The sequence below is a fragment of the Novosphingobium capsulatum NBRC 12533 genome (assembly GCF_001598375.1).
In the GTDB taxonomy this organism is placed as follows: Bacteria; Pseudomonadota; Alphaproteobacteria; order Sphingomonadales; family Sphingomonadaceae; genus Novosphingobium; species Novosphingobium capsulatum.
Genome location: NZ_BCYV01000008.1, coordinates 300,236 through 321,762 on the forward strand (window position 1 = coordinate 300,236; position 21,527 = coordinate 321,762).

Annotated in this window: 21 protein-coding genes; 11 read left to right on the forward strand and 10 right to left on the reverse strand. The window is 65.7% G+C overall.

Annotated features, from left to right (window positions below):
* Positions 1–234 precede the first annotated feature (234 nt).
* The 8 genes from SCA01S_RS08215 to SCA01S_RS08250 all read left to right on the forward strand — a co-directional run bounded on the left by SCA01S_RS08215 (position 235) and on the right by SCA01S_RS08250 (position 9,749).
* Positions 235–978 (forward strand): helix-turn-helix transcriptional regulator, encoded by a 744-nt coding sequence (locus tag SCA01S_RS08215; protein WP_245652495.1) that lies wholly within the window; start codon positions 235–237, stop codon positions 976–978.
* 85 nt (positions 979–1,063) lie between these two features.
* Positions 1,064–1,723 (forward strand): acyl-homoserine-lactone synthase, encoded by a 660-nt coding sequence (locus SCA01S_RS08220; RefSeq protein WP_245652496.1) that lies wholly within the window; start codon positions 1,064–1,066, stop codon positions 1,721–1,723.
* Positions 1,720–2,577: a phytanoyl-CoA dioxygenase family protein gene (locus tag SCA01S_RS08225; protein ID WP_062784656.1), complete on the forward strand. Its 858-nt coding sequence runs from the start codon at positions 1,720–1,722 to the stop codon at positions 2,575–2,577. Before SCA01S_RS08220 ends, SCA01S_RS08225 begins: the two co-directional genes overlap by 4 nt.
* Complete coding sequence (locus tag SCA01S_RS08230) at positions 2,574–3,197, forward strand: GntR family transcriptional regulator (protein WP_062784658.1); 624 nt, start codon at positions 2,574–2,576, stop codon at positions 3,195–3,197. Before SCA01S_RS08225 ends, SCA01S_RS08230 begins: the two co-directional genes overlap by 4 nt.
* A 225-nt stretch (positions 3,198–3,422) precedes the next feature.
* Complete coding sequence (locus SCA01S_RS08235; protein WP_174544788.1) at positions 3,423–3,944, forward strand: RNA polymerase sigma factor; 522 nt, start codon at positions 3,423–3,425, stop codon at positions 3,942–3,944.
* Positions 3,941–4,939, forward strand: a complete 999-nt coding sequence (locus tag SCA01S_RS08240; RefSeq protein ID WP_062784660.1) for a FecR family protein — start codon at positions 3,941–3,943, stop codon at positions 4,937–4,939. The genes SCA01S_RS08235 and SCA01S_RS08240 overlap by 4 nt, the downstream gene beginning before the upstream one ends.
* Before the next feature lie 95 nt (positions 4,940–5,034).
* A complete protein-coding gene (locus tag SCA01S_RS08245; RefSeq protein ID WP_062784662.1) occupies positions 5,035–7,593 on the forward strand; it encodes a TonB-dependent receptor in 2,559 nt (852 codons plus the stop codon).
* Complete coding sequence (locus SCA01S_RS08250; protein ID WP_062784664.1) at positions 7,593–9,749, forward strand: Atxe2 family lasso peptide isopeptidase; 2,157 nt, start codon at positions 7,593–7,595, stop codon at positions 9,747–9,749. Before SCA01S_RS08245 ends, SCA01S_RS08250 begins: the two co-directional genes overlap by 1 nt.
* Here SCA01S_RS08250 and SCA01S_RS08255 read toward each other — a convergent pair.
* The 4 genes from SCA01S_RS08255 to SCA01S_RS08265 form a co-directional block, all read right to left on the reverse strand.
* Positions 9,738–11,474 (reverse strand): asparagine synthase-related protein, encoded by a 1,737-nt coding sequence (locus SCA01S_RS08255; RefSeq protein ID WP_157088897.1) that lies wholly within the window; start codon positions 11,472–11,474, stop codon positions 9,738–9,740. The genes SCA01S_RS08250 and SCA01S_RS08255 overlap by 12 nt on opposite strands.
* Positions 11,447–12,091 (reverse strand): lasso peptide biosynthesis B2 protein, encoded by a 645-nt coding sequence (locus SCA01S_RS08260; protein WP_167542876.1) that lies wholly within the window; start codon positions 12,089–12,091, stop codon positions 11,447–11,449. Before SCA01S_RS08260 ends, SCA01S_RS08255 begins: the two co-directional genes overlap by 28 nt.
* A gap of 81 nt (positions 12,092–12,172) precedes the next feature.
* The gene (locus SCA01S_RS22155; protein ID WP_157088898.1) at positions 12,173–12,310 is read right to left on the reverse strand and encodes a hypothetical protein; all 138 of its coding nucleotides are present in this window, start codon (positions 12,308–12,310) and stop codon (positions 12,173–12,175) included.
* 197 nt (positions 12,311–12,507) lie between these two features.
* The gene (locus SCA01S_RS08265; protein WP_245652497.1) at positions 12,508–12,666 is read right to left on the reverse strand and encodes a hypothetical protein; all 159 of its coding nucleotides are present in this window, start codon (positions 12,664–12,666) and stop codon (positions 12,508–12,510) included.
* A gap of 47 nt (positions 12,667–12,713) precedes the next feature.
* On the opposite strand from SCA01S_RS08265, the gene SCA01S_RS08270 reads away from it, so the two are divergent.
* Positions 12,714–13,247 (forward strand): thermonuclease family protein, encoded by a 534-nt coding sequence (locus SCA01S_RS08270; RefSeq protein ID WP_327195788.1) that lies wholly within the window; start codon positions 12,714–12,716, stop codon positions 13,245–13,247.
* 220 nt (positions 13,248–13,467) lie between these two features.
* On the opposite strand, the gene SCA01S_RS08275 is transcribed toward SCA01S_RS08270, so the two are convergent.
* The 3 genes from SCA01S_RS08275 to SCA01S_RS22940 form a co-directional block, all read right to left on the reverse strand.
* Positions 13,468–13,782: an L-rhamnose mutarotase gene (locus SCA01S_RS08275; protein WP_062784672.1), complete on the reverse strand. Its 315-nt coding sequence runs from the start codon at positions 13,780–13,782 to the stop codon at positions 13,468–13,470.
* 4 nt (positions 13,783–13,786) lie between these two features.
* Entirely contained in the window at positions 13,787–14,689 is a 903-nt protein-coding gene (locus tag SCA01S_RS08280) for an MFS transporter (RefSeq protein ID WP_084390855.1), read from the reverse strand.
* 541 nt (positions 14,690–15,230) lie between these two features.
* The gene (locus SCA01S_RS22940; RefSeq protein ID WP_281191348.1) at positions 15,231–15,359 is read right to left on the reverse strand and encodes a hypothetical protein; all 129 of its coding nucleotides are present in this window, start codon (positions 15,357–15,359) and stop codon (positions 15,231–15,233) included.
* Between SCA01S_RS22940 and SCA01S_RS08285 the strand changes: the two genes are divergently transcribed.
* Together SCA01S_RS08285 and SCA01S_RS08290 are read left to right on the forward strand one after the other, a co-directional pair.
* The gene (locus SCA01S_RS08285; protein WP_062784676.1) at positions 15,341–17,017 is read left to right on the forward strand and encodes a long-chain-fatty-acid--CoA ligase; all 1,677 of its coding nucleotides are present in this window, start codon (positions 15,341–15,343) and stop codon (positions 17,015–17,017) included. The two genes, SCA01S_RS22940 and SCA01S_RS08285, sit on opposite strands and share 19 nt — an antisense overlap.
* Before the next feature lie 68 nt (positions 17,018–17,085).
* A complete protein-coding gene (locus tag SCA01S_RS08290) occupies positions 17,086–18,648 on the forward strand; it encodes a flavin-containing monooxygenase (protein ID WP_218016397.1) in 1,563 nt (520 codons plus the stop codon).
* 89 nt (positions 18,649–18,737) lie between these two features.
* Here SCA01S_RS08290 and SCA01S_RS08295 read toward each other — a convergent pair whose 3' ends face one another.
* The 3 genes from SCA01S_RS08295 to SCA01S_RS08305 are packed head-to-tail and all read right to left on the reverse strand — an operon-like array spanning position 18,738 to position 21,526.
* Positions 18,738–19,574 carry an SDR family NAD(P)-dependent oxidoreductase gene (locus SCA01S_RS08295; RefSeq protein ID WP_062784818.1) on the reverse strand — a complete coding sequence of 279 codons (837 nt, stop codon included), beginning with the start codon at positions 19,572–19,574 and terminating at the stop codon, positions 18,738–18,740.
* A 27-nt stretch (positions 19,575–19,601) separates the two neighbouring features.
* Entirely contained in the window at positions 19,602–20,540 is a 939-nt protein-coding gene (locus SCA01S_RS08300) for an alpha/beta hydrolase fold domain-containing protein (protein ID WP_062784680.1), read from the reverse strand.
* Positions 20,540–21,526 (reverse strand): alpha/beta fold hydrolase, encoded by a 987-nt coding sequence (locus SCA01S_RS08305; RefSeq protein WP_062784682.1) that lies wholly within the window; start codon positions 21,524–21,526, stop codon positions 20,540–20,542. The genes SCA01S_RS08300 and SCA01S_RS08305 overlap by 1 nt, the downstream gene beginning before the upstream one ends.
* Position 21,527 lies beyond the last annotated feature (1 nt).

The following is a 21,527-nucleotide window of genomic DNA, read 5'->3' on the forward strand; positions in this document are numbered from 1 at the left end:
CACCGTGATACGCTGCGCTTGCGCAATCATAGGGAGAACCGGCAATGCCACGCCGAACTGCTCGCCCGCCGTGATAGGTTTCAGCAGACACAGCAAACGTTTCCTGCAACTGGGCAACACGGCAGTGTGGAACTTTGCCGACAATGCCTCTTTTCAGGCGATCACGATTGGAGCTTGGGCAACCGATCCGTGCCATCGCACGGTCATACCATGCCGTTGTATCTCATCGAGGAATTGGCGCACGATTTCACCCAAGCGTTTGATCTGTCCAACCTGCACAGGGCTCTGCAGCGGGCCAGCAGGTGCATGGGCTTCGACCATTTCGCGCTCAATTTCGACCTTCATCGCCATGGCGCATCGCCCGATGGCGTGCTGCTGCACGACTATCCCGACGCCTGGGCGCAAGTTTATGTTGCGTTCGACCTGGCCGGCCGAGATCCTGTCAGGCGCGCCTGCGACAAAAGCCTGACCGGTTTTGCCTGGCGAGACCTGCCCCGTCTCATCCCCATGACCAAAGGCGATCGCCAGATGCTCGCCATTGGCCGTGAGGTCGGCCTTGCCGATGGCTATACCATTGGCCGGCATCTTCCCGGCGAATCCAGCGGCTCGTGCAGTTTTGTCATGCGCGCTGAACGAAGCCTGCCACAGGGCATGCTGATGGTTGCCGAGCTGATAGGCGCTATCGCCCTCGCCGCGGCACGCCGCCTGACCGTCGGACCAACCACGCCGCCGCAGGTACAGTTCACCGATCGCCAGCGCGAGTGCGTGCTGTGGGCAGCGCGCGGCAAGACAGCCTACGAAACCAGCATCATTCTCGGGATCAGCGAGGAGACAGTCATCCAGCATCTCAAGATGGCGCGCGAACGCAGCGCCCTGCATTCGCGCCATGAGCTGACGACCTTCGCCCTGCTCTGTGGCTTCATCGGCTACCAGGACATTTTCCCGTGGTGGTGGCGTGCGGGTCGACGATCGGGCTGACTGAAGAACCGGCCGCAGCATCCCCATTCCTTGGTATGGTCGGCCGCGCTGCGACGTGATGGGATCTGGTCATGCCACAACGGGGATGACCACCATGCTACCCAACCCGATGCTGTCGCCGGCCCGCCCACAGCCAAGCCCACCGGCGCCTGTCGATGTCGAGACCAGAGCCCTGCGCGCGATGTTTGCCGCCCGCAAACGCGTCTTCGTCGATCTGCTGGGCTGGGACCTGCCGGTTCTCGCCGGTCGATTCGAAGTCGATCAGTTCGACAATCCATGCGCCGAATACCTGGTTCTGGCCGACACGGACGGAACCCATTGCGGCTCGGCGCGGCTGCTGCGCAGCGATGGTCCGCACCTGCTCGGCGACCTCTATGCCCACCTGTGCCCCGCGGGCGTCCCCCGCGAGCGGGACGTGCGCGAGATTACGCGCTTTTGCCTCGACCCCGCGCTGGGCGCCGTCGCACGACGCAAGACCCGCAACCAGCTGGTTACGGCGCTCGCCGAACACGCGCTGGCCCATGGCATTGCCGCCTACACCGGTATCGCCACCCATGCCTGGTTCGAGCAGATTGCCCGGTTCGGTTGGGTCTGCCGCAAGCTCGGGCCCGCCGGCAACCTGCGCGCCAGCGATCTCGTGGCGCTGCAGATCACGATTGACGACCAGACGCTGCCCGGCCTGATCGCTGGCGGCGTCTATGATCGGGCTACCCGTGTCCTGCACCGCGCGGGAGACCTGGCATGACCGGCACGCGGCTGGTGGCCGATCTCGCCGCGCTGGATCGCGACGGTTTCGTGATCGTCCCCGATGCCCTGCCGCGCGCCTGGATCCGAACACTGGATCGCGAACTGGCCGATGCTTTCGCGGCAACGCCTTATGCCAGAGGCGACTTCTACGGCCACAGGACCAAGCGCTTCGGGCGACTGCTGACCCGCGCCGATCGGGTGCAGGACCTGGTGCTCTGTCCGCATATCCTGGCGCTGGCCGAAGCCGTGCTGGGCACAGCCTGCGAACGCATCCAGCTCAATGTTGCCCAGGCCATCGCGATCCATCCTGGCGAGCGCGCGCAATTTCCCCATGCCGACCAGGACATGTGGGGCGGCGTCAAAGGCACCCACGAATTCCTGCTCAATGTCATGTGGCCGCTCACCACCTTCACCGCAAACAATGGTGCGACGCGGCTCTATCCCGGCACCCATCGCCGTCCGCTACAAGCGCTCGATGATCTGCCCGCCCCGGTGGTCGCGGCCTGCCAACCCGGAGCGGCGATCTGCTTCCTCGGGTCCACCGTCCATGGTGGCGGCGCCAACATCACGACAAGACCGCGCCGGGGTATCGTTATCGGTTACAGCCTGGGCTGGCTCAAGCCTTATGAAAACCCGTTCCTCGCTTATCCGCCGGCCGTAGCGCGGCAGTTTCCACGTCCACTGACCGAACTCCTCGGCTACGTTCAGCACCGCCCCAACCTCGGCAATTTCGAAGGGCAATGCCCGTCGCTGCTGCTCGAGGACACTGTTCCGGCAGCGCTCAGCGCCGTCGATGCGCTGCGCCCCGATCAGGCGAGCATGCTGGCGGCATTTGCAAGGCATGACGCTTGAGCCCGGCCCATGTCTTCGAGCCGACCTATCGCGCCTTGCGCGAGCGCTTGCTGACGGCCACCTGGCCACCAGGCACGCGACTGGAGAGCGCCCGCCTGGCCGCGCAATTGATGGTCAGCGCCACGCCGGTGCGCGACAGCCTCAACCGCCTCCTTGGCGAAGGGCTGGTCGTGCTGCATCCCGGCCTGGGGTTTCTCGTGCCGCGCCTGCTCGAGCAGGATGTGCGCGATCTTCTTACCTGCCAACACCACATAATCCTGCACGCGCTTGAAGACGCAACACCTAGCGGACTGGACCACAGTGTTGCGGCTGCGGACAACATGGCCGACACGCAACTGACAACGCGTCGGCGCGCGCTGATCACCGATCTTGCGCAGGCCTGCCGCAACCGGGCCTGGGGCGATCTTGCGCAGCAGATCGACGATCGCCTTGCCCCGGTGCTTCATCACGAAGCGGAGGTGCTGGAGGATGTCGCAGCCGAACTGGACAGCCTGGAGGAGACCTGGTCGCGGGCCCGAGACGGTGGCGCGCCATTGGCGACGCTGATTCCGCTGCTCGGCCGCTTTGTGCAGCGACGCATTGCTGCAGCAAGCGCTCTGCTCGTCCGCCTTGCCGGCTAAGCGCTTGTCAGTCCTGGCACGCTGCGCCATGATGGCGCTGGTTGCCGATCGCTGGCGCGGCAACCTGGGAATGGCTCCCGCCAGACATCATGCACGCCTGACCAAGCGGTCCGGCGGCTGCCGCACCACCGGGAACGGCTTCCCTGCGGTGCCTTGGCAGCACAGTCCTGAACCAAGCGACGTGCCTTCCGGCGCGTCGTTGGGTGTGCCGGCACGGAAACGGCCGTGTCTTCATCCTCGGGGCGCCCCGCTCCGACCGAAACCCTGCTTGGCCGCGCCTATCGCGCGGAACGGCCCGGATTGCTGCGTTTCCTGCGCCGCAAGGTCGATCCGGATCTGGCAACCGACCTGCTCCACGATGTCTTCGTGCGCGCGCTGGGTAGCGCGGACGCGGATCGCCTGGCCAACCCCGCAGCATTCCTGCGCAAGGTTGCGGGCAATCTGCTGATCGACCGGGCCCGCCGCGCAGCGCGCCACCCTGCCCCGCTGGCTCTGGCAGAAACCGAGGAACCCGCCGTTGCACCAGAGCAGGGACTGGCGCTCGAAGCTGCCGAACTCCTCGCCTTGTACGAGGCCGCCGTACAAGCCCTTTCACCACGCACCCGCGAAGTTTTCCTGATGCACCGGGTCGATGGCCAGACTTATCGCGAAATCCATGAAGCGCTTGGCATTTCCGTGGCAACGGTCGAATATCACATGATGAAAGCCCTTGCTGCAATTGCCCGGGCCGTGGAACCGGCGCGATGACCACTGTGCCGCCAACCGGCCCAGAGATCGACCTGATCGAGGAAGAGGCGATCGCCTGGTTCGTGGTGCGCCAGGATGCCGAAGGATTCACCCGGCAGGAAGAATTCGAAGGCTGGATTGCGCGCAGCGCCGCCCATGCCGCAAGCTACGCGCGCATCGAGCGCCTGTATCGCGATGCCGCCATCCTGCAGGTTTCGGACCGCTATGGTGCCGACCGCCACGAACCGACGATCGCTGCGGCACAATCCCGGCACCGGCACGGGCTGCTCATAGCCGGGCTAGTGGCTGTCGCCGTTGCAGGCCTCGGTTTGCTCCTGCATGCATGGTCCGGGAGCGAGCCGCCATCCTCGCCAGCACAAGTGCTCGCCAGCGACAACGGCGCGATCCGCAGCATCCATCTGGCTGACGGCTCGACCATTACCCTCGATGCGGCCAGCCGCGTGGATGTCCACCTGAGCGGAAGCCAGCGGCGCTTCGCGCTGGTCAACGGTCGTGCGCGTCTCGATCTGGTCAAGGACGGCCGCCCGTTCATCGTTACTGCGGCGCAGGAAGAAATTGCCGGGGATACAGCGCTGCTCGATGTCGAGACCAGCGGCGAAGCAGGCCAGGCCGTGCTGTGGCGTGGCGCAGCCCAGGCCAGGCCACTGTGGCATGACGCGGCACTGCGGTCCGATGCTGCCCCCCTGCGAGCGTCAACCGCACGCGCCCTTGGCCCCCACGCCGGACACCAGGTATCCCCACGTGATGCGGTCGGCAGCCGCGACTGGCCGAGCGGATGGGCCGAATATCGTGCGCTGCCGCTCGGTACCCTCGCCGAAGTCGTCAACAGCTATGGCCACACCCCGTTGCTGATCGACGATCCCGCTGTCGCCAGCGCGCTTGTCTCCGGCCGCTTCCGCCTGACCGATCCGGATGCCGTGGCACAGCGCCTGGCCGACGTGTTCAATCTCGTGATCACGCGACGCGCAGACGGCATTCATCTCGCTACACGATAATAATTTTGCTCGCCCCCTAAGGTACCACCCGTCGCCGGCGTCGAACCCTGCATCGCACACGCATCAAGCGTGGCCAACGATGAGGGAATGCAACGATGTCGAGACGCCTTGGCCCCCAGTCCTTCCTGCTGGCAAGCGCAGCGCTGCTGCTGATCCAGCCTACCGTGGCTCTCGCAGCCCCGGCGCCGCGCTACAGTTTCGATCTGCCAGCGCAGGATCTGGGCGAGGCGCTGCGCGCGGCCGCCGCGCGCGCCGGCTGGCAGATCTATGCGCCCGCGCAAGCGGTGAATGGCCGTACGGCGCCGCCGCTGCATGGCACGATGTCGCTGCCCGAAGCGGTCGCTACCCTGCTCGCCGGCAGCGGTCTGGTGGCGCACTTTTCCGGCCAGACCGTGACGATCCGGGCCGCGGGCATAGCCGATGCGGCAACCCAGGCCACGAGCGATGCGCCGATCGTGGTGACCGGCACCCGCATTCGTGGTGCGGCGGTGGCCGCACCGGTGATCCAGGTCTCGCGCGCCGATATCGTCGCTGCAGGCCAGACCGATCTGGGCCAGGCGCTACGCGCGCTGCCGCAGAACTTCGGCGGCGGCCAGAACCCGGGCGTGGGTGCCGGCGCCGGCGGCACCAATGAGAATGTCAACATGGCAAGCAGCGTCAACTTGCGTGGCCTCGGTGCCGATGCCACGCTGACCCTGCTCAACGGCCATCGCCTGCCCTATGATTCCGCTTACGGTGGCGTCGACATATCCGCGATCCCGGTGGCCGCGGTCGAGCGGATCGATGTCGTCGCCGACGGTTCCTCGGCCCTCTACGGCTCGGATGCCGTGGCCGGCGTGGTCAATGTCGTGCTGCGCCCCGACTATGTCGGACTCGCCACGTCGACCCAGATCGGCACGAGCACCCAGGGTGGCGATTTCCAGCAGCAGGCCGATCTGGTCACAGGTACGCGGTGGGCCTCTGGCGGCATCATGCTCGCCTATGATTTTGCTCACAATTCGGCGATTGTGGCCCGTCAGCGCGACTTTGCCGGGACCTTGTCAGCAGACAACACGCTCTACGGTGAACAACGGCGCCACGCCGTCACCGCCACGTTGCACCAGGATCTTGCGCCAGGGCTGACGCTGCGCCTCGACGGGTCTTATAGCACGCGCGCCTCGCAGACCGCCGGCGGCACCGATGCCTCGCGCATCCTCTTCCGCCCGCGCGTAACGATGCTGTCGCTCGCCCCCGAGTTGACCGCCGCACTGGGCCGCGACTGGACCGCGCATATCCTCGGCACCTGGGGCCAGGACCATACCCGGCTCAGCTCGGACTTCGATATCACCAGCAGCAATCCCTCGATCAACAGCGGGTGCGTCTGCAACCGCGCCTGGTCGGCCGAAACCAACGTCGAGGGTCCGCTGTTCCGGACCCCCGGCGGCACCGCGCGTCTGGCGCTCGGCGGCGGCGTGCGGCGCAATGGCTTTGCCTATTCGGTCGTGAGCAATGGTGTGACAACGCAGGATTACAATGTCGCCCGCTCGAGCCGCTATGCCTTCGGCGAACTGAACCTGCCAATCATTGCTCCGGGCAACGCCGTCCCCGGCGTCACGCGCCTCAACCTTTCGGCGGCACTGCGGTACGAGGATTATCCTGGCATGGCGCGCATGACGACACCGCGCCTGGGCCTGATCTATGCGCCGGCTCGCGCCATCACCATCAAGGCCTCATGGGGGCGCTCGTTCAAGGCGCCAAACCTCTACCAGCAATACATGGGCTACCAGACCTATCTGCTGCCCGGCAGCTGGTATGGTTTGCCGAGCGGTAACCTGCTGCTGGTCAGCGGCGGCAATACCCGCCTCACCCCCGAGCGGGCACGGACCTGGCAGGCTGGAGTCACGGTCGAGCCGGCCGCCGTGCCCGGCCTGCGCGTCGAAGCCAGCTATTTCGATGTCCAGTACCGCGACCGGGTCGCCGAACCTTTTCCCGGCAGCATTGCCAATGCGTTGAGCAATCCCGGCAACGCCGGGCTGGTCACCTTTTCGCCCTCCGCACCAGCATTGACCACGCTGGTCGCTGGTTCGCGCCCGGCCCTGGTCAACTACACCGGTGCGGCGTTCGATCCTGCGGGCGTCGCGGTGCTGGTCGACGACCGCTACGTCAATATCGCGCGCCAGGCCATCCGCGGGATCGACTTGCGCGCGACCTGGAAAAAGCCGCTGGGCGATCGGCGCACATTGGCCTTCGACCTCGCCGGGGCCTGGCTCGACAGCGACCAGATCCTGTCGGCCGGCCAGCCGCAGACCCGCCTCGCCGGCGTGATTTTCCAACCGGCCAATCTGCGGGCACGCGGCGGTGTCAGCTATGAAGATTCGCGGTTCAGCGGCGCCGTCCATGTCAATTACATCGGCGCCCTGCGCGACCAGCGCTTTGCCACGCCGGCGCGCTTGTCGCCGCAGGCCACGGCCGATCTGGCGTTGCGCTATACGGTTCTGCCCGCCCGCCGGTCGGGCGAGGATCCCGGCCTGGTCGTGTCGCTGACGGTCAACAACCTGTTCTATGCGCAACCGCCAGCGATCGGTCAGACCGGACCGACCGACACCCCATTCGATTCGACCAATTACTCAGCCATCGGCCGCTTCATCGCCCTCGGCTTGGCGAGGCGCTGGTAATGGCGCTCGCGCTTGCCCTCCTCTTGGCCGAAGCCACCATTGCCTGGCCCGTTAGTCCAGCGCCGGTAGCCGATCGCTGCGATCCACCGGCTCCCCCGGCCTCGGCTCCACCAGCATCGCGTCTGGTCACGGCCCAGGATCTGGCCCGGCTGATCGATATCGGACGATCCGATCCCTATGATGCGCCGCCGCCGTTCGGCCTGTCACCGGATGGCAAGACCATCGCAGTGATCTTGCGCCAAGCCGATCCGGCCCACAACGCCTACTGCCAACGCCTGGTCCTGGTCCCCGCCGTGCCCTCGGGTGGACCGCCGGGAGCACCCAAAGAGATCGACCGCGGTGGCGCGTTCATTCGGGCGACTTACCCGTTGCGCACGTTTCCGGCGCTGCGGGCCGGCTATGGCCAGGTCATCACGCCGCACTGGTCGCCCGATGGCCGGACGATTGCCTATATCAAGCAAACTGCCGGGCCACCCCAGGCCTGGCTGGCGCCCCGCGACGGTGGCCCGGCGCGGGCCCTGACCGCGCTGCCCGACGCGGTCGAGAACCTCGCCTGGAACGCCGAGGGCAGCGCTGTGATCATTGCGACCCGCCCCGCCCTGCGTCAGCAGAGCGACGCAATCGCCGCGACAGCGGGCGAAGGCTATCTCTACGATGATCGCTTTGCGCCCGAACTGGCCGACCATCCCATTCCCTCGGCACCAATGCCCCTGGTCTACAGCCGCGTCGACATCACCAGCGGCACGATCCAGCCGGCAACATCGGCCGATCGGGCAATCCTGGTGCCGCCACCAGCACCTGGCCAACCCCCGCAGGCCAGCGGGGCGACGCGCAGCGCCGATGGTCGCTGGGCCTGGATCGAGCCGGTCCATCCCGCATGGGTGGTCAGCGCGCGCCAGGTGGTGATCGAAACGCCGGCACGACGGGGGCCGCCGCGCCGATGGCTGTGTCCAGAGGCGCTGTGCGACGGCACCATGCATCTCTGGTGGTCGCGCGACGGCGCCACGCTCTACCTCCTGCAGCGCACCGGCTGGGGCCGCAGCCAGACCCGACTGCTGCGCTGGCGCCGCGGCGCGCCGCGCCCGGAAGCCGTGCTCACCACCGACGACGTGCTGGTCGGGTGCGTCCCCAGACCCGATGCGCTGTACTGCGCCCGGGAAAGCAGCGCGCATCCACGCGTGCTGGTGCGTATCGACTGGCGCAGCGGGACATCGCGCAGCGTGTTCGATCCCAATCCGCAATGGGCCCAGTTCCGGCTCGGCACAATCCAGCGGCTCAAGGTCCGCAACGCCTACGGCGTCGAAAGCCATGCCGATCTCATCTTGCCGCCCGACCATCGCCCCGGCGAGCGCCATCCCCTGGTCGTCGTGCAATATCTCAGCGAAGGCTTCCTGCGCGGTGGGACCGGCGACGAAAATCCGATCCAGCCGCTGGCCGCACGCGGGTTCGCGGTGCTCAGCTTTGCGCGTCCCGGCGCGGTGCCGAGCGTGCGCGACGCGCCCGATGAAACCGAACTGATGCGCCGCGAGCACGTCGACTGGCTCGATCGCCGCAGCGTCCAGTCCGCGCTGGAAGAAGCGCTCCGCCAGGCCGTTGCGACCGGCACGGTCGATCCCGCGCGCATGGGCATTACCGGGATGAGCGAAGGCACGTCGATGACGCAGTGGGCGCTGCTCAATAGCAAGCTGTTCAAGGCCGCCGAACTGGGCGTGTGCTGCGAAGGCCCGACCATCTACCCGCTGGTCGCTGGGCCGGTGTTCGAGCGGCTCGGGCGCCAACTGGGCACGGCCTGGTTCGAGCCCCAATCGGAACAGGTGTGGAAGCCGATGGACCTTGCCGCCAACGCCGCGCGGATCACGGCGCCGATCCTGATCCAGTCGGACGACAGCGAATATACCAATGCGCTCGATGTCGTCGCGCAGTTCCGCCTGCACGGCAAACCGATCGAAATGTGGGTCATGCCCGGCGAACCGCATTTCAAGTGGCAACCGGCGCATCGCCTGGCGATGTACGAACGCACGATGGACTGGTTCAGCTTCTGGTTGCAGCGCCAGCGCGATTGCGACCCGAACAAGGGCACACAGTACCAACGCTGGCTGGCCATGCCTGGCGCGCCCAGCAAAGACGAGGTCACCTGCCTCCCATCACGACCATGAGCGCGCCCAGGCCTCGGCTTCGACCAGATCGAGCAAGCGATAGATCCGGTCGTCGTCCGCCTGGGGATCGAGCGCCAGTGCCGCATCAATGGCAGCAAGGTCGAGCAGCCCCTGCCCGGCCAGCAGGCCATCGCGCAGCATCGCCCGCAACCGGACGCGGTCCCGCGCGAAGACCGCCCGCATGACCGTGTCCGGTCCGGCCTTGGCGACCCGCCCGGTGATTGCGGCCGGCAGCTCAGCGGCGAACGCCGCACGCGCCGGCGCGCGGTTGATGCCGCCCTGACACCAGACCCAGGCCGGAATGCCCAGGCAGGTCTCGACCAGCGGCTGGCTGAACAAGGGCGAAAAGCGCAAGGGATCGTCCAGGCCATGGACGTGATGCTGGGCCGCCTCGATCAAGCGCAAGTGCGCCCGCGCCCCTGTCGCCGTCATCGGCACCTGCGCCTCCCAGTCCGTCAGCGGCAGCGAGGCGGCAGTCTCGCCCGGGCCAGCCAGAAGAGCAAGGTTCGGTGGGCGTCTCGCAGAATGCTGGCGCCGCCACCATTGCCGCAGAATGGCGCGCACCAGGGTCGGGGCGTCGGCGCCGGTCAGCCGGCACAGGTCGACAAAGACCTCTGCCAACTGGCGCGACGGCCCCAGCGCGCGCCACGCATCAAGAAACGGCGCTGCCGAGTGGAGGAAGCAGAACACATTGTCGCCACCATTGCCGTCGAACACGCGCGCCGCGCCGACTGCGGCACAGGCTTCCCCGAGTTGCCGCCGCAACTCGCCGACGAACATCTTGCCCACGGGGCGCGCACTGCGCGCAAAACTTGCCGCACCCGGATCGATCGCGGCGATTTCGTATTGGGCCGCACGCCACGAGACGTCCAGTCGCCCCGCAAGAGGGGCGACATAAGCGGTTTCGTCGCCGCTGGGATCGCGGGTGGAAACAGTGGCGCAGGCGAACGGCCGCCCTTCGACGGCCAGGGCCGCGCAGACCAGCGAGGAATCGACGCCGCCGGACGCCGCGACGACAACCTGCCCGAAATGTCCCGACCAGGCGCGTATGACCATGCGCGCACAGTCCCGCACACGCTGCGCTGCGACCGCCAGCGTGATGTCGCCCGATGCCGGCACGTGGAGCGCCGGTTGCCAGATTGCCACCTGATGCGCGCCTCGCTCGAGGGGGTAGAGCACGCCGGGCGACAGTTCGTCGACACCAGCCAAGCATGTCGCGCGCTGCCGGCGCTCGGGATCCTGCAGGAACTGCCGCACGTGAGGCCAGGAGACACGCATCGCCATGCCCGCCTCCGCGAACAATGCCGGTGCCGTCGCCAGCAGACAGCGACCAGCGTCGATACGCTGATAGAGCGGCACCAGGCCGGAAGGATCGCGCAGGATCGCCACCGTCCCACTTCGCGGATCGACCAGGACAGCGAACCAGGCGCCCCAGGTGTGGCGCACCAGCCAGTGCGCCACGGCCGATCGGTCGGCCAGGGCCGGAGCGCCGGCCAGGGGATCCACCAAGACATGGCCGTCCCGATCGAAACTGCACCCCACCAGCCAGCCCCAGGCTCCCAGGGAACGGACGGACCAGCCCTCCCCCAGCCATAGGCCGCTGCGTGCCGCGCGCAGGTCGCGCAACTGGCGCAGCGGGACAAGCCCCTCGCCAAGCCCGCCGTGCAGCGGCAGGGCCAGTGCTGCCGCGAGGGGCTTCACAGCGCCAGGATCGGGGTGAAGCATGCCACGGCCTCGGGCGTGTCGTTGAGCACCATGCGTCCGACCTGGACCCAACAATGGGCGGCAAAAGGGCCCTGCCGGACACCCAGCACGGCATGGGCGCGCCAGCCGCGCCGGGCGAGCAGGTCGACCAGCGCAAGGGAACGCGGCAGGCAGCGATCGGCCGCCGTCCGCAAAAAGCAGGCAAACTGAAATCCGCGGACCAGCCGCCCGGCGGCATCATCGATGCCGATCGGGCGTGACACGGCCTTGACCGTCAAGGCCGCGAGTTCCTCGCAGAGCGGAGCAAGACCGCGGCGCGCCAGGGCCCGCTCGTAGCTCCGTTGTTGGCGCAGCGCCCGGGCGGTCTCTGCCAACGGCAACCCGCCATGGTTCAAGGCGTCACAGGCCTGGTCGGGCAAGGCCCAGCGACAGGGTTCCAACGCCAGCGGCTTATCAGCGACGCCCGCCAGATCGCCAAGGCCCGCGGCCTGCAACGCGATGCGATCGACCATTCCTGACGCGACAAGCGCACGGAATGCCTTGGCCTGGTGATCGGGGAGGCGAAAATAGCGACCGCTGACGAGATCGAGAAATATGGGGTCGTCGCCGACAAGGCAGAAGTGCAGGCCCGGCCGCAAGGGCGATGGTGCCATTGCACGATACTCCAAGCGTGAGGGCGCGAGCCGGTCAGGATCCGGCCCGCGCCCAAAGTGGGACGATCAGTCTTCGACGATGCCGAGCATGAAATTCTGCTGGCCGATGCTGGCATCCTGCCGACCCACCGCTTGGCCGCGGGTCACGGTGGCGACATCGCCGAGGTCGATCACAGCGGTGTCGGTCTGGTCACGGTCTTTCATGGTTCAGTCCTTTCCGGTTGGTGCGACTCCTTGCGTCGCCCGGACAGGATGCGGGGCTCGCTACCGCATAACCATTTTATAATGCAGTTATTTTTCGCTCCCATGGCCCATTCACGCTGATCGGCAGCGGAACAGGAGCGGGTACAGCGAAAGGCAAGGCCCCCGCCGCTGTCAGGCGCGTCGGGGACCGTGTCACTTCAGCGCGGGCACTTGATGAATTTGCCCTTGGCGTCTTTGCATGGCTTCTTGGGCGCCGGTTTGGCCGCCGGACACTTGATGAAACGGCCTTTGGCATCCTTGCAGGGTGCCGCGTGGACGACCATCGGCGTTGCGGCCATGGTGATGGCTGCGGTCAAAGCGATTGCAAGCTTGCGCATGAAGACACTCCTCGTTGGCGCCCCCCGTGCGATTGATACCGCCATTTTGGCAGGATCGCGAGCCGGCAAATGTCAACAAGCGTCAAGCGGGCCGACAGTCAGGTCTTGTGGACGCCGATTGTGGCAAGACGGACACTTCCGTGCTGGCCGGCCACGATCGACTGCGGCATTCCTGGCAGATGTTTCATCTGCTTGCCGACGCAGCCCTTGCCGCCACTACGCCTTGCCCGCATCCGAAAGTGCATGACGGCGACACGATCCGTTGCGGCGCAGAACGCGTGCGGCTCGCCAACATTGACGCGCCCGAACTGCCAGGATCGGAAAGGTGCAGCCGCGCCTCACGCCGGCGGCTGGCCGGTAGCCGCAATCCGGCCTGGTGCGACAGCGCGTTGGCCGAGCGATCCCGCGCAGCACTCGCAGCTCTCGTCGCCCGAGGTTCGACCCGCCTCGCACCGATCGGTCGCGATCGCTACGGTCGCCTGCTGGCACGGGTCATGATCGATGGACATGACGCCGGGGCGTACTTGATCGCGCGCCGCCTGGCACGTCCCTGGCGCTAGATCCTGAACCGTTGCGTGCCCCGGCCAAAATGGTGGCCCCAACCTGGTACTGCGCTACCTGACCGAACAGCCGCACGCAGCCCACCTGCGCGAAGATGCCCCCGTTGCCGCAGTCACGGGCCCAAGCCGTTCGTCCCCCTCTGGCCTGGCGCCTGGGGCACCGCGCGCTCTGGCCATCGTTGCCCGGCGCCAAGCGCCGGCCCGGTTGCCGGCCATCGGCTCAGGCCAGATGAAACACCCGTTCCAGGTTCACCACGCGGGGTGACAGATCGGCATTGACGTCCATCAGCGGTGCCATGGCCGCCCACCACCGCTGCATCACCGGCAGATCGGGCAGCGCGGCCATGCCATGATCGGGCGCACGCACCAGCGTGGCAAAGAGGCTGTCGGTTTCGGGATCGTGGAAGATGCTGTAGTCGCTGATCCCCGTTGCGCGTAGTGCGGCAACCAGATCGGGCCAGATCGCATCGTGGCGCTGGCGATATTCGGCCAGCATCCCGGGCTTGAGTTGCATGCGAAAAGCGACGCGTTCCATGGCGTTATCGTCCTTGCGTGGCCGGTGCGGACCCGCGCCCCCACAGCCGGGCATAGTCACAACCGCTCAGATCTTCGACAATGGCGCGCGCAGCGGGCGAACTCGGCGTGGCCGCGCCCGTGCGCAAGTGCTCGATTTCGGCCATCAGCACTTGGTGCGTGCGCACGTCGAGGCGGAAGCGCCGCGAGATCAGGGCGCCGGCGGCCAGCAGCAGGATCGTGCCCAACCCCAGGATCAGCGCCAGGACCAGCATCGCGGTGCCATGCTGGCTCGATGCGGTGGCGCGGAAGCCGCCCGCCTCCAGAGCGAGGCCCGCCCCGGCCACGGCCACGGCCTGTGTCGCCTTGCGCACGAACGTCATCACCCCGGCAAAGCTGCCGTCGCGCCTGCGGCCGGTCATGATTTCGTCCACGTCGGCCATGTAGTTGTAGCTCGCCCAGGGGATATAGTTGAGCATGCCCCGGCCCAGGCCCGCGGCGCCCACCCCGATCCATACCCAGGCAGAGCCCATGGCGATCCCGGCACGCCATCCGCCGAGCAGGACGATCACGCCCAGGGCAAAAGCCGCCGCCGCCAGGCGATAGGCCCGCGCCGGCCCCATCGCCAGCACCAGGCGGATCGCCAGCGCAACGGCAAAGAGCTGCACCACATACATGCTGCCCAGCAGGCCGGACGCGCCCGCCGTGCTGCCGCCCAGGGCGAAGATCACGAAGAAGGTGAACGTGGCGTTAAAGATGTCCTGGCTGACATAGCCGCCCAGATACATGCCCAGGTGCAGCCGAAACGCGCGCACCCGCAGCGTGTCGCGCAAGTCTGTCAGGGCGCGCACCACGCCCGGGCGCGGCGCCGCAACGGGGGCCGCGTGCACCGCGCCATCCGCGTCTACCGGGGTTGGCCGCCTTGTCACCTAGGCCGAGCCCGAGATAGAGCGCGAGCTCAAATTGCCCGATGCCAAGCAGCGTAACGGAAATGCCAGCGACGGATTACGCTCAATAACGCCCTGTCGATCACGCCTGGATCCTCCGACGAATCGACCAGCGGAAAGGTCAAAACACGGGTTACTTTTCAGTCGAAATTTATGACCCTCCCGAGTCAGCTCTCAGCGGAAATCAACAGCCTGAGGGCTTCGCGCTACCAGACGTACCGCTCAATATCGTGACGATTGCCGAGCAAAGCGGTGCAGCCAGCTTCGCGCTGACGCTGCGCTAGAGGCTCATCGACGCCCACGTCCTTGCCGCCGACCGATTGCAAGACGGCGATGAGACAGCACAGCAGCGCTTGAAAATCCAACCCTGCACCGACGCCAATATAATCTTGCAGGCGACTACGCCATGGCCTGCTCCGTCACACCAAGGCCAGGCAAGTGGTTCACCCATCACACCACAAAGACATGAATTAAAATACTATTTCTGAAATTGCAAATGTCCAAAAAGATACTTACTGACCTATCAGTCAGTATCTTGACTCAGCGTCGCATCATAAGCGATAAGCCCTTCAAGCGCCGCGACCATGATCCCGCGACCAATGGCCAAAAGCGCAAGGACGGGAAGAGTGAGTGATGGTTGGGCCAGTTTCATCGACAGCGGCTGGATTGCACAGCGGCAACGGTCCTAGGCTTTTGACCGACTTGCTCGACAAGGCGGCACGCAACCATGCCGCGCGTCCCGCCATCGACTTTTTCGGCCGCGTGTGGCGCTATGGCGAGCTTGCCGACATGGTCGCACGCACCGCTCGCGGGTTGCAGGATCGCGGCTTGCGCCCGGGGGAGCGCTTCGGCATCTGCCTGCCCAACTGCCCCTATTTCGTGGTCCTCTATTTCGCGGCGCTGCGTGCCGGTGCCACTGTGGTCAACATAAATCCGCTCTATACCGAGAGCGAAATCGAGCACATCGTTCGCGACGCCGGGATCGGGATGGTCGCCGTGCCCGACCTGGCCGCCGTCCATGGCAAGGTGGAGGCATTGGCGCGCCGTGCAGCGGTGACAACCATCGTCGTGTGCGAAATGGCCAGCATGATGCCAAGGCTGATGGGCCTGGGCTTTACGCTGCTCAAGCGCAAGGATCACGCCCGGATCACCCACGCAGCCCTTCATGTCGGGATGCGCCAACTGCTGGCCACAAGGGAAAAGCCCACCCCTGTCGATCAGACGGCGAACGATCTGGCGGTCATCCAATATACCGGCGGCACCACTGGCGTGCCCAAGGGTGCGATGCTGACCCATGCCAACTTGACCGCCAACAGCGCGCAGATGCGGGCGCACACCAAGGGCCTGCTGCCGGATCGCTGCACGATCCTGGGTGTCCTGCCGATGTTCCACGTCTTTGCGCTCACGACCGTGTTGAACCATTCGGTCGATATTGCGGCGGAAATGGTTCTGCTCCCGCGTCCGGAAATGCCACGGATGCTCAAGGCCATTCGCCGCAAGCCGCCAACCTTGATGTTCGTGGTGCCGACGATGTGCGTGGCCATCAACGACCTGCCCGATGCGGACGTGCCCGACCTGTCCGGTCTTCGCGCCTGCATTTCCGGCGGGGCACCGTTGCCACTCGACGTGCGCGAAGTTTTCGAGGCCCGCACCGGCGGCAAGGTTGTGGAAGGGTACGGACTGTCGGAAACGTCCCCGATCATTGCCTGCAACCCCCTTGTCGGCCGCGTGAAAGACAACAGTTGCGGCCTCGCCTTTCCCGGCACGGTGCTGGAAATCCGCGACCCGGACAATCCGGCCCGCCGGCTCCCTCAAGGCGAGCGTGGCGAAGTCTGGGCGCGTGGCCCCCAAGTGATGAAGGGCTATTGGCAGCGCGGGGCCGAAACACGCGATGTGCTGGTGGACGGTGCCTTGCGCACCGGTGACATCGGCTATCTCGATTCTGACGGTTATCTATTCCTGGTCGACCGGATCAAGGACCTGATCCTGTGCAGTGGTTTCAACGTCTACCCGCGCGCGATCGAGGATGCCGCCTATCAGCATCCCGCCATCAGGGAGGCGGTCGCCATCGGGATACCCGATCGATATCGCGGGCAAGCTCCCAAACTGTTCGTGGCGCTGCACGAGGGACAGACGCTCAGCGAGCAAGACTTGTGCGCCTTCCTGGGCGAGCGGTTGAGCAAGATTGAAATGCCCAAGCACATCGAATTCAGGGCGGCTCTTCCCAAGACCTTGATCGGCAAGCTGTCGAAAAAGGACCTGGTGGCGGAAGAGGCGCGCAAGCGCGGCGTCAAGGCGGCGGCAGCCTGACGCCCTTGCCCCTAAGCGTCCCGATCGGGGCAGCCATCGATCACCAGATTACCGAATAGACCGGCACTTTGACGCGCACGAACCAGACCCGGCATGGATGGAGAGAGATAACGAGAATGGCACAGGCACAGGCACACCCCCACGATCACGACGTGCTCGATGTGATCATCATCGGCTCTGGAATTTCAGGGATTGGTTGCGCCGCGCACTTGCGGCGCGACAGGCCCGAAAAGACCTGGTGCATTCTCGAAATGCGCGATGACCTTGGCGGAACCTGGGACTTGTTCCGCTACCCGGGTATTCGCTCGGACTCCGATCTCTATACGTTCAGCTATGACTTCAAGCCGTGGAACAGCGACAACGCCATTGCCGGCGCGGCAGAAATCAAGCGCTACATTGCGGAAACCGCAGACGAGTACGACATTCGCCGCCAGATCCGGTTCAGGCGCAAGGTCACTGCCTGCGCGTGGGATAGCACCGAAGGGCTATGGACCGTCACGACCACGCGCGGCGATGACGGCATGGTGGAGACCTGGCGCGGTCGCTGGATCTTTTCGGCGACCGGCTACTATGACTACGACAAGGGTTACCGGCCGGCTTTTCCTGAAGAAGAGAAATTCGCGGGCCCGATCATCCATCCGCAGCATTGGCCCGAAGATCTCGACTATACTGGCAAGCGCATTGCTGTGATCGGTTCGGGTGCCACCGCAGTGACCCTGCTGCCAGCCCTTGCGGAAAAAGCCGCGCATGTCGTCCAGGTTCAGCGCACACCAAGCTATGTGATGCCTATGCCCCAGCGCGACGGCCTGCTCACGCTGGCGCGACTGCTGCCGTCCCGCGATCTGACGCACCGGCTGATGCGCAAGAAAAACATCGTGCAGCGCCACGTGTTCTGGCTGCTGTGCCAGCGCTACCCCAAGATGATGCGCGCGCTCATCCGCAAGATCAACCGGGCCAACCTGCCGCAGGACTTCCCGATCGATATCCATTTCAACCCGCCCTACGGCCCGTGGCAACAGCGCCTGTGTGCCGTGCCCGAGGGAGACCTCTACAAAAGCCTGTCGAGCGGCAAGACCTCGATCGTCACTGGCCACATCGACAAGTTCGTGGCCGACGGCATCGCCATGAAATCGGGCGAAGTGGTTGCGGCCGACATCATCGTCACGGCTACGGGGCTCAACCTCAAAATGGCTGGGGGCGTTGCCTACACGGTCGATGGAAAACCGGTGGTGTGGTCCGATCACGCGATATTCCGGGGCATGTTGCTGGACGGCATTCCCAATTTTGCCCTGTGCATCGGCTACACCACCTCGTCTTGGACGCTCAAGGTTGGCCTGTTGTGCAAGTATTTCTGCCAGTTGCTCGGCGAGATGGATCGCCGCGGCAAGGCCATCTGCATTCCGCAACGGCCGGCCGGCGGCATGACGCTAAAGCCGCTGCTGGATTTCGGCGCCGGCTATGTCCAGCGCTCGATCGGCAGCCTGCCCAAGCAGGGCGACGGCTACCCCTGGATGATGACGTTCAGCTATGGCGGTGACGTCAAGATGATGAAGCGGTCATCGGTTATCCTGCCCGAGATGAAGCTTTACGATGCTCCTGCCGCGCCGGCGCACCGGCCCGCCCCGGCCTGACCGGCTTTCGGCCGGGCTTGAGTTTCGAGGCCAGGACCTGGCCTCGCGTTGCGCGAGGCAGGGTCCTGGCACCTCGTGATCACTCCGATCTAGCGGTCCCCGACACCGGCAGCGGCGATCGCGGCCTTGATGTCTGCATCGCGAAAACCGACCCGCTCCACCAACCGGCGGAACACGCCCGGGGCGCGGGCAACCAACATGTTCTTGCGCGGCACCACGATCATGTCGTCGCGTCGCTCGACGCCGCGGATAATCCCCTGTACCACTTCGTCGAGCGACACCATCTTCCACAGCCCGCCACGATTGCCGCCCCAGATCTTGACGCCGGCGGGATCGGCGAGAACGCCGTCCATCATCGGCGTTGCAAAGAATGTCGGATGGATCGTGCCCACCCCAACACCGAGATGCCGCACCTCTAGGCGGATGCTGTCGCACATGGCCCATACACCGGCCTTGCTGGCGGTATAGTGCGCCTGCAGGGGCGAATGGACGAATGCGGCCATCGAAGAGACCGCCAGCATGTAGCCCTTGTGCTGCCGCACGTGCGGCAAGGCCGCCCGGAAGGTTCGCCAGGCGCCATTGAGGTTGATGTCGATCACCCGGTCGAACGCCTCGGGGGAGATCTTTTCCATCGGTGATGCCGTGGCAACCCCGGCATTGGCGATGGCCACGTCGATCCGGCCGAAATGGTGTGCGGCTGCGTCGATCGCGGATTCGACGGTGGGCCAGGACCGCACGTCAACGTGCCCGCCCCAGACATCGCTGCCACCACCCAGATCGCGGACCTGCGCGTAAACCGCGGCTCGATCGATATCGAGCAATGCGAGCCTGGCGCCCTTGTCGCGCAGGGCCATGGCCACCGCGCGGCCCAGCCCACCAGTCGATCCGGTCAGGACAACAACCCGTCCGGCAAGTGCATATGTCATGTCGCCAAACTCCAACGCGGCTGAAGATCACTGTTGCAGGAAGGATGCCGTTTCGTCGTGCAGACGCCTTGCCTCACGGGTGGGCAGCACAGACCAGGCATGCGTCATCCGATCACCGATGATCAGCCGCAGGGGGCAATGCAGCCGCTGCGCCTTGGCCTGCAGCGCCAATGAATCGGGGTGGAGCAGGTCCGCCGTTCCACTGAACACCAGGATCGGCGGCAGCCCGGTTATGTCACCTAGAACCGGGCTGATCCGGGGATCATCGAGCGGCGTGCGCCCGGCCCAGTTTCGGGCACTCCACACCAGGACCGGGCGGGCCAGCATCGGATCAGCCGCGTCATAGGCGTCCTGGTCCCGATTGTGCTCCCGCAAGTCCAGCCAGGGCGAATAGAGCACCAGCTTGCCTGGCAAAGGCGCCTGCTGATCGCGCAGCATCTGCGCCAGGGCAAGCGTGAAACCGCCGCCGGCGGAGTCGCCGCACAGCACGATGCTTTCAGCACCATGTTCGGCCAGCAAGGCGGCATAGAGCTCTTGCATCATCGCGAAGCCGGGCTGCCAGTCGTGCTCCGGTGCCAGCGGATAGTGCGGTACAACGACCCGTGCAGCGTTGCGAGACGCCAGCCCTTCGACCAGGTTCCACTGGTAGGACAGCATGTTGGAAACATAGGCCCCACCATGGATATAGACGATCGTGCGCTGGGCAGCCCCACACTTAGGCTCGACGAACAGGGCATTGGCGCCGGCATAGACACGCGTGGTGATGCGATAGTTGCTTGTGATCCGCCTGGGCGGGCGGGCCTCGCCGGCCTTGCGGGTCTTCTGCAAATGGCGTGCATGGACATCGATGTCGCGCAACATCCGCTTGCTGCCCATCAGCGGCAGGATGACAGTACGGATGAGCCGCGAAAACAGGCTTTCGCCGTGCCAGATATCGACGCCCGTCAAGGCCTTGTCACTTGTCATCACATGAAGTTCCTGGTTCGATCCTGCGCGGTATCCGACTCTTGGCGAAATCGCCGCCCGGCCTGTCTCAGCCATTCCGCCACACGGTCAGGATGGGTAATCGGGATCATGTGCCCCCCTTCGACGAGGGTGAAATCGGCCCTGGGCAGACTGTCCGCAGTCACCGCGCCGTGCAGACGCGGATCGAGCACGGCATCGTCCCGGCCGAACAGAATGGATACCGGGGTCTTCACGCTGGGGTAGTGCGCAGCAATACCGGCCATCTCGGCCTGTACGGCGAGAACCTCGCTGGACGCAGTGCGAAACACTTTGGCCCGGTCCTTGAGCAGCGCCCCGCCCCGCGTTCCATAATCGGCAGGGGCGGCATCAGGCGCGAACACGGCCTGCAGGATAGCCTGGCGCTGCCACTGACCGACGGGAACCGCGAGAACTTGCGCGATAACCGCGCGCCGAACAGCAGACGGGATTACCAGTGCCTCGAACATGGCCGGCGCTTCGTCCAGCGGCTGGGTCAAGGGGCAGATCAGGGCTAGCGCGCCGACAGCCTCGGGATAATCGATCGCCAGCTTGAGCGATAGGGCACCGCCCAGCGAATGCCCTGCTACCAAAGGCCGCCACAGACCAAGGACGCGCAGGAAATCGCGCAATACCTTTGCTTGGCCAGCAATGCTGCGCTCGCCCTTGCGCAACCAGGTGGAATAGCCAGAGCCGGGCCGATCGACCACGATTACCCGATGATCAAGCGCCAGCCGATCGGCCAGCGCATAGGTAAACTCGCGAAGCTGCCCTGTAAGCCCGTGAACCAGGACGACCGGCGGGCCCGAGCCCATGGCCACGTAGTGCAGGCGGGCATCGGCAACATGGATGAATTTGCCGATGGCGGGCACCCGGCGCTCTGCCAGCCTTCCCACGATCAGCGAATAGGCTGCCAGGCCAGCTACTCCCGCAACCAGAGCCCCACACGCCTCTGCCAGAAGCATCCCCATT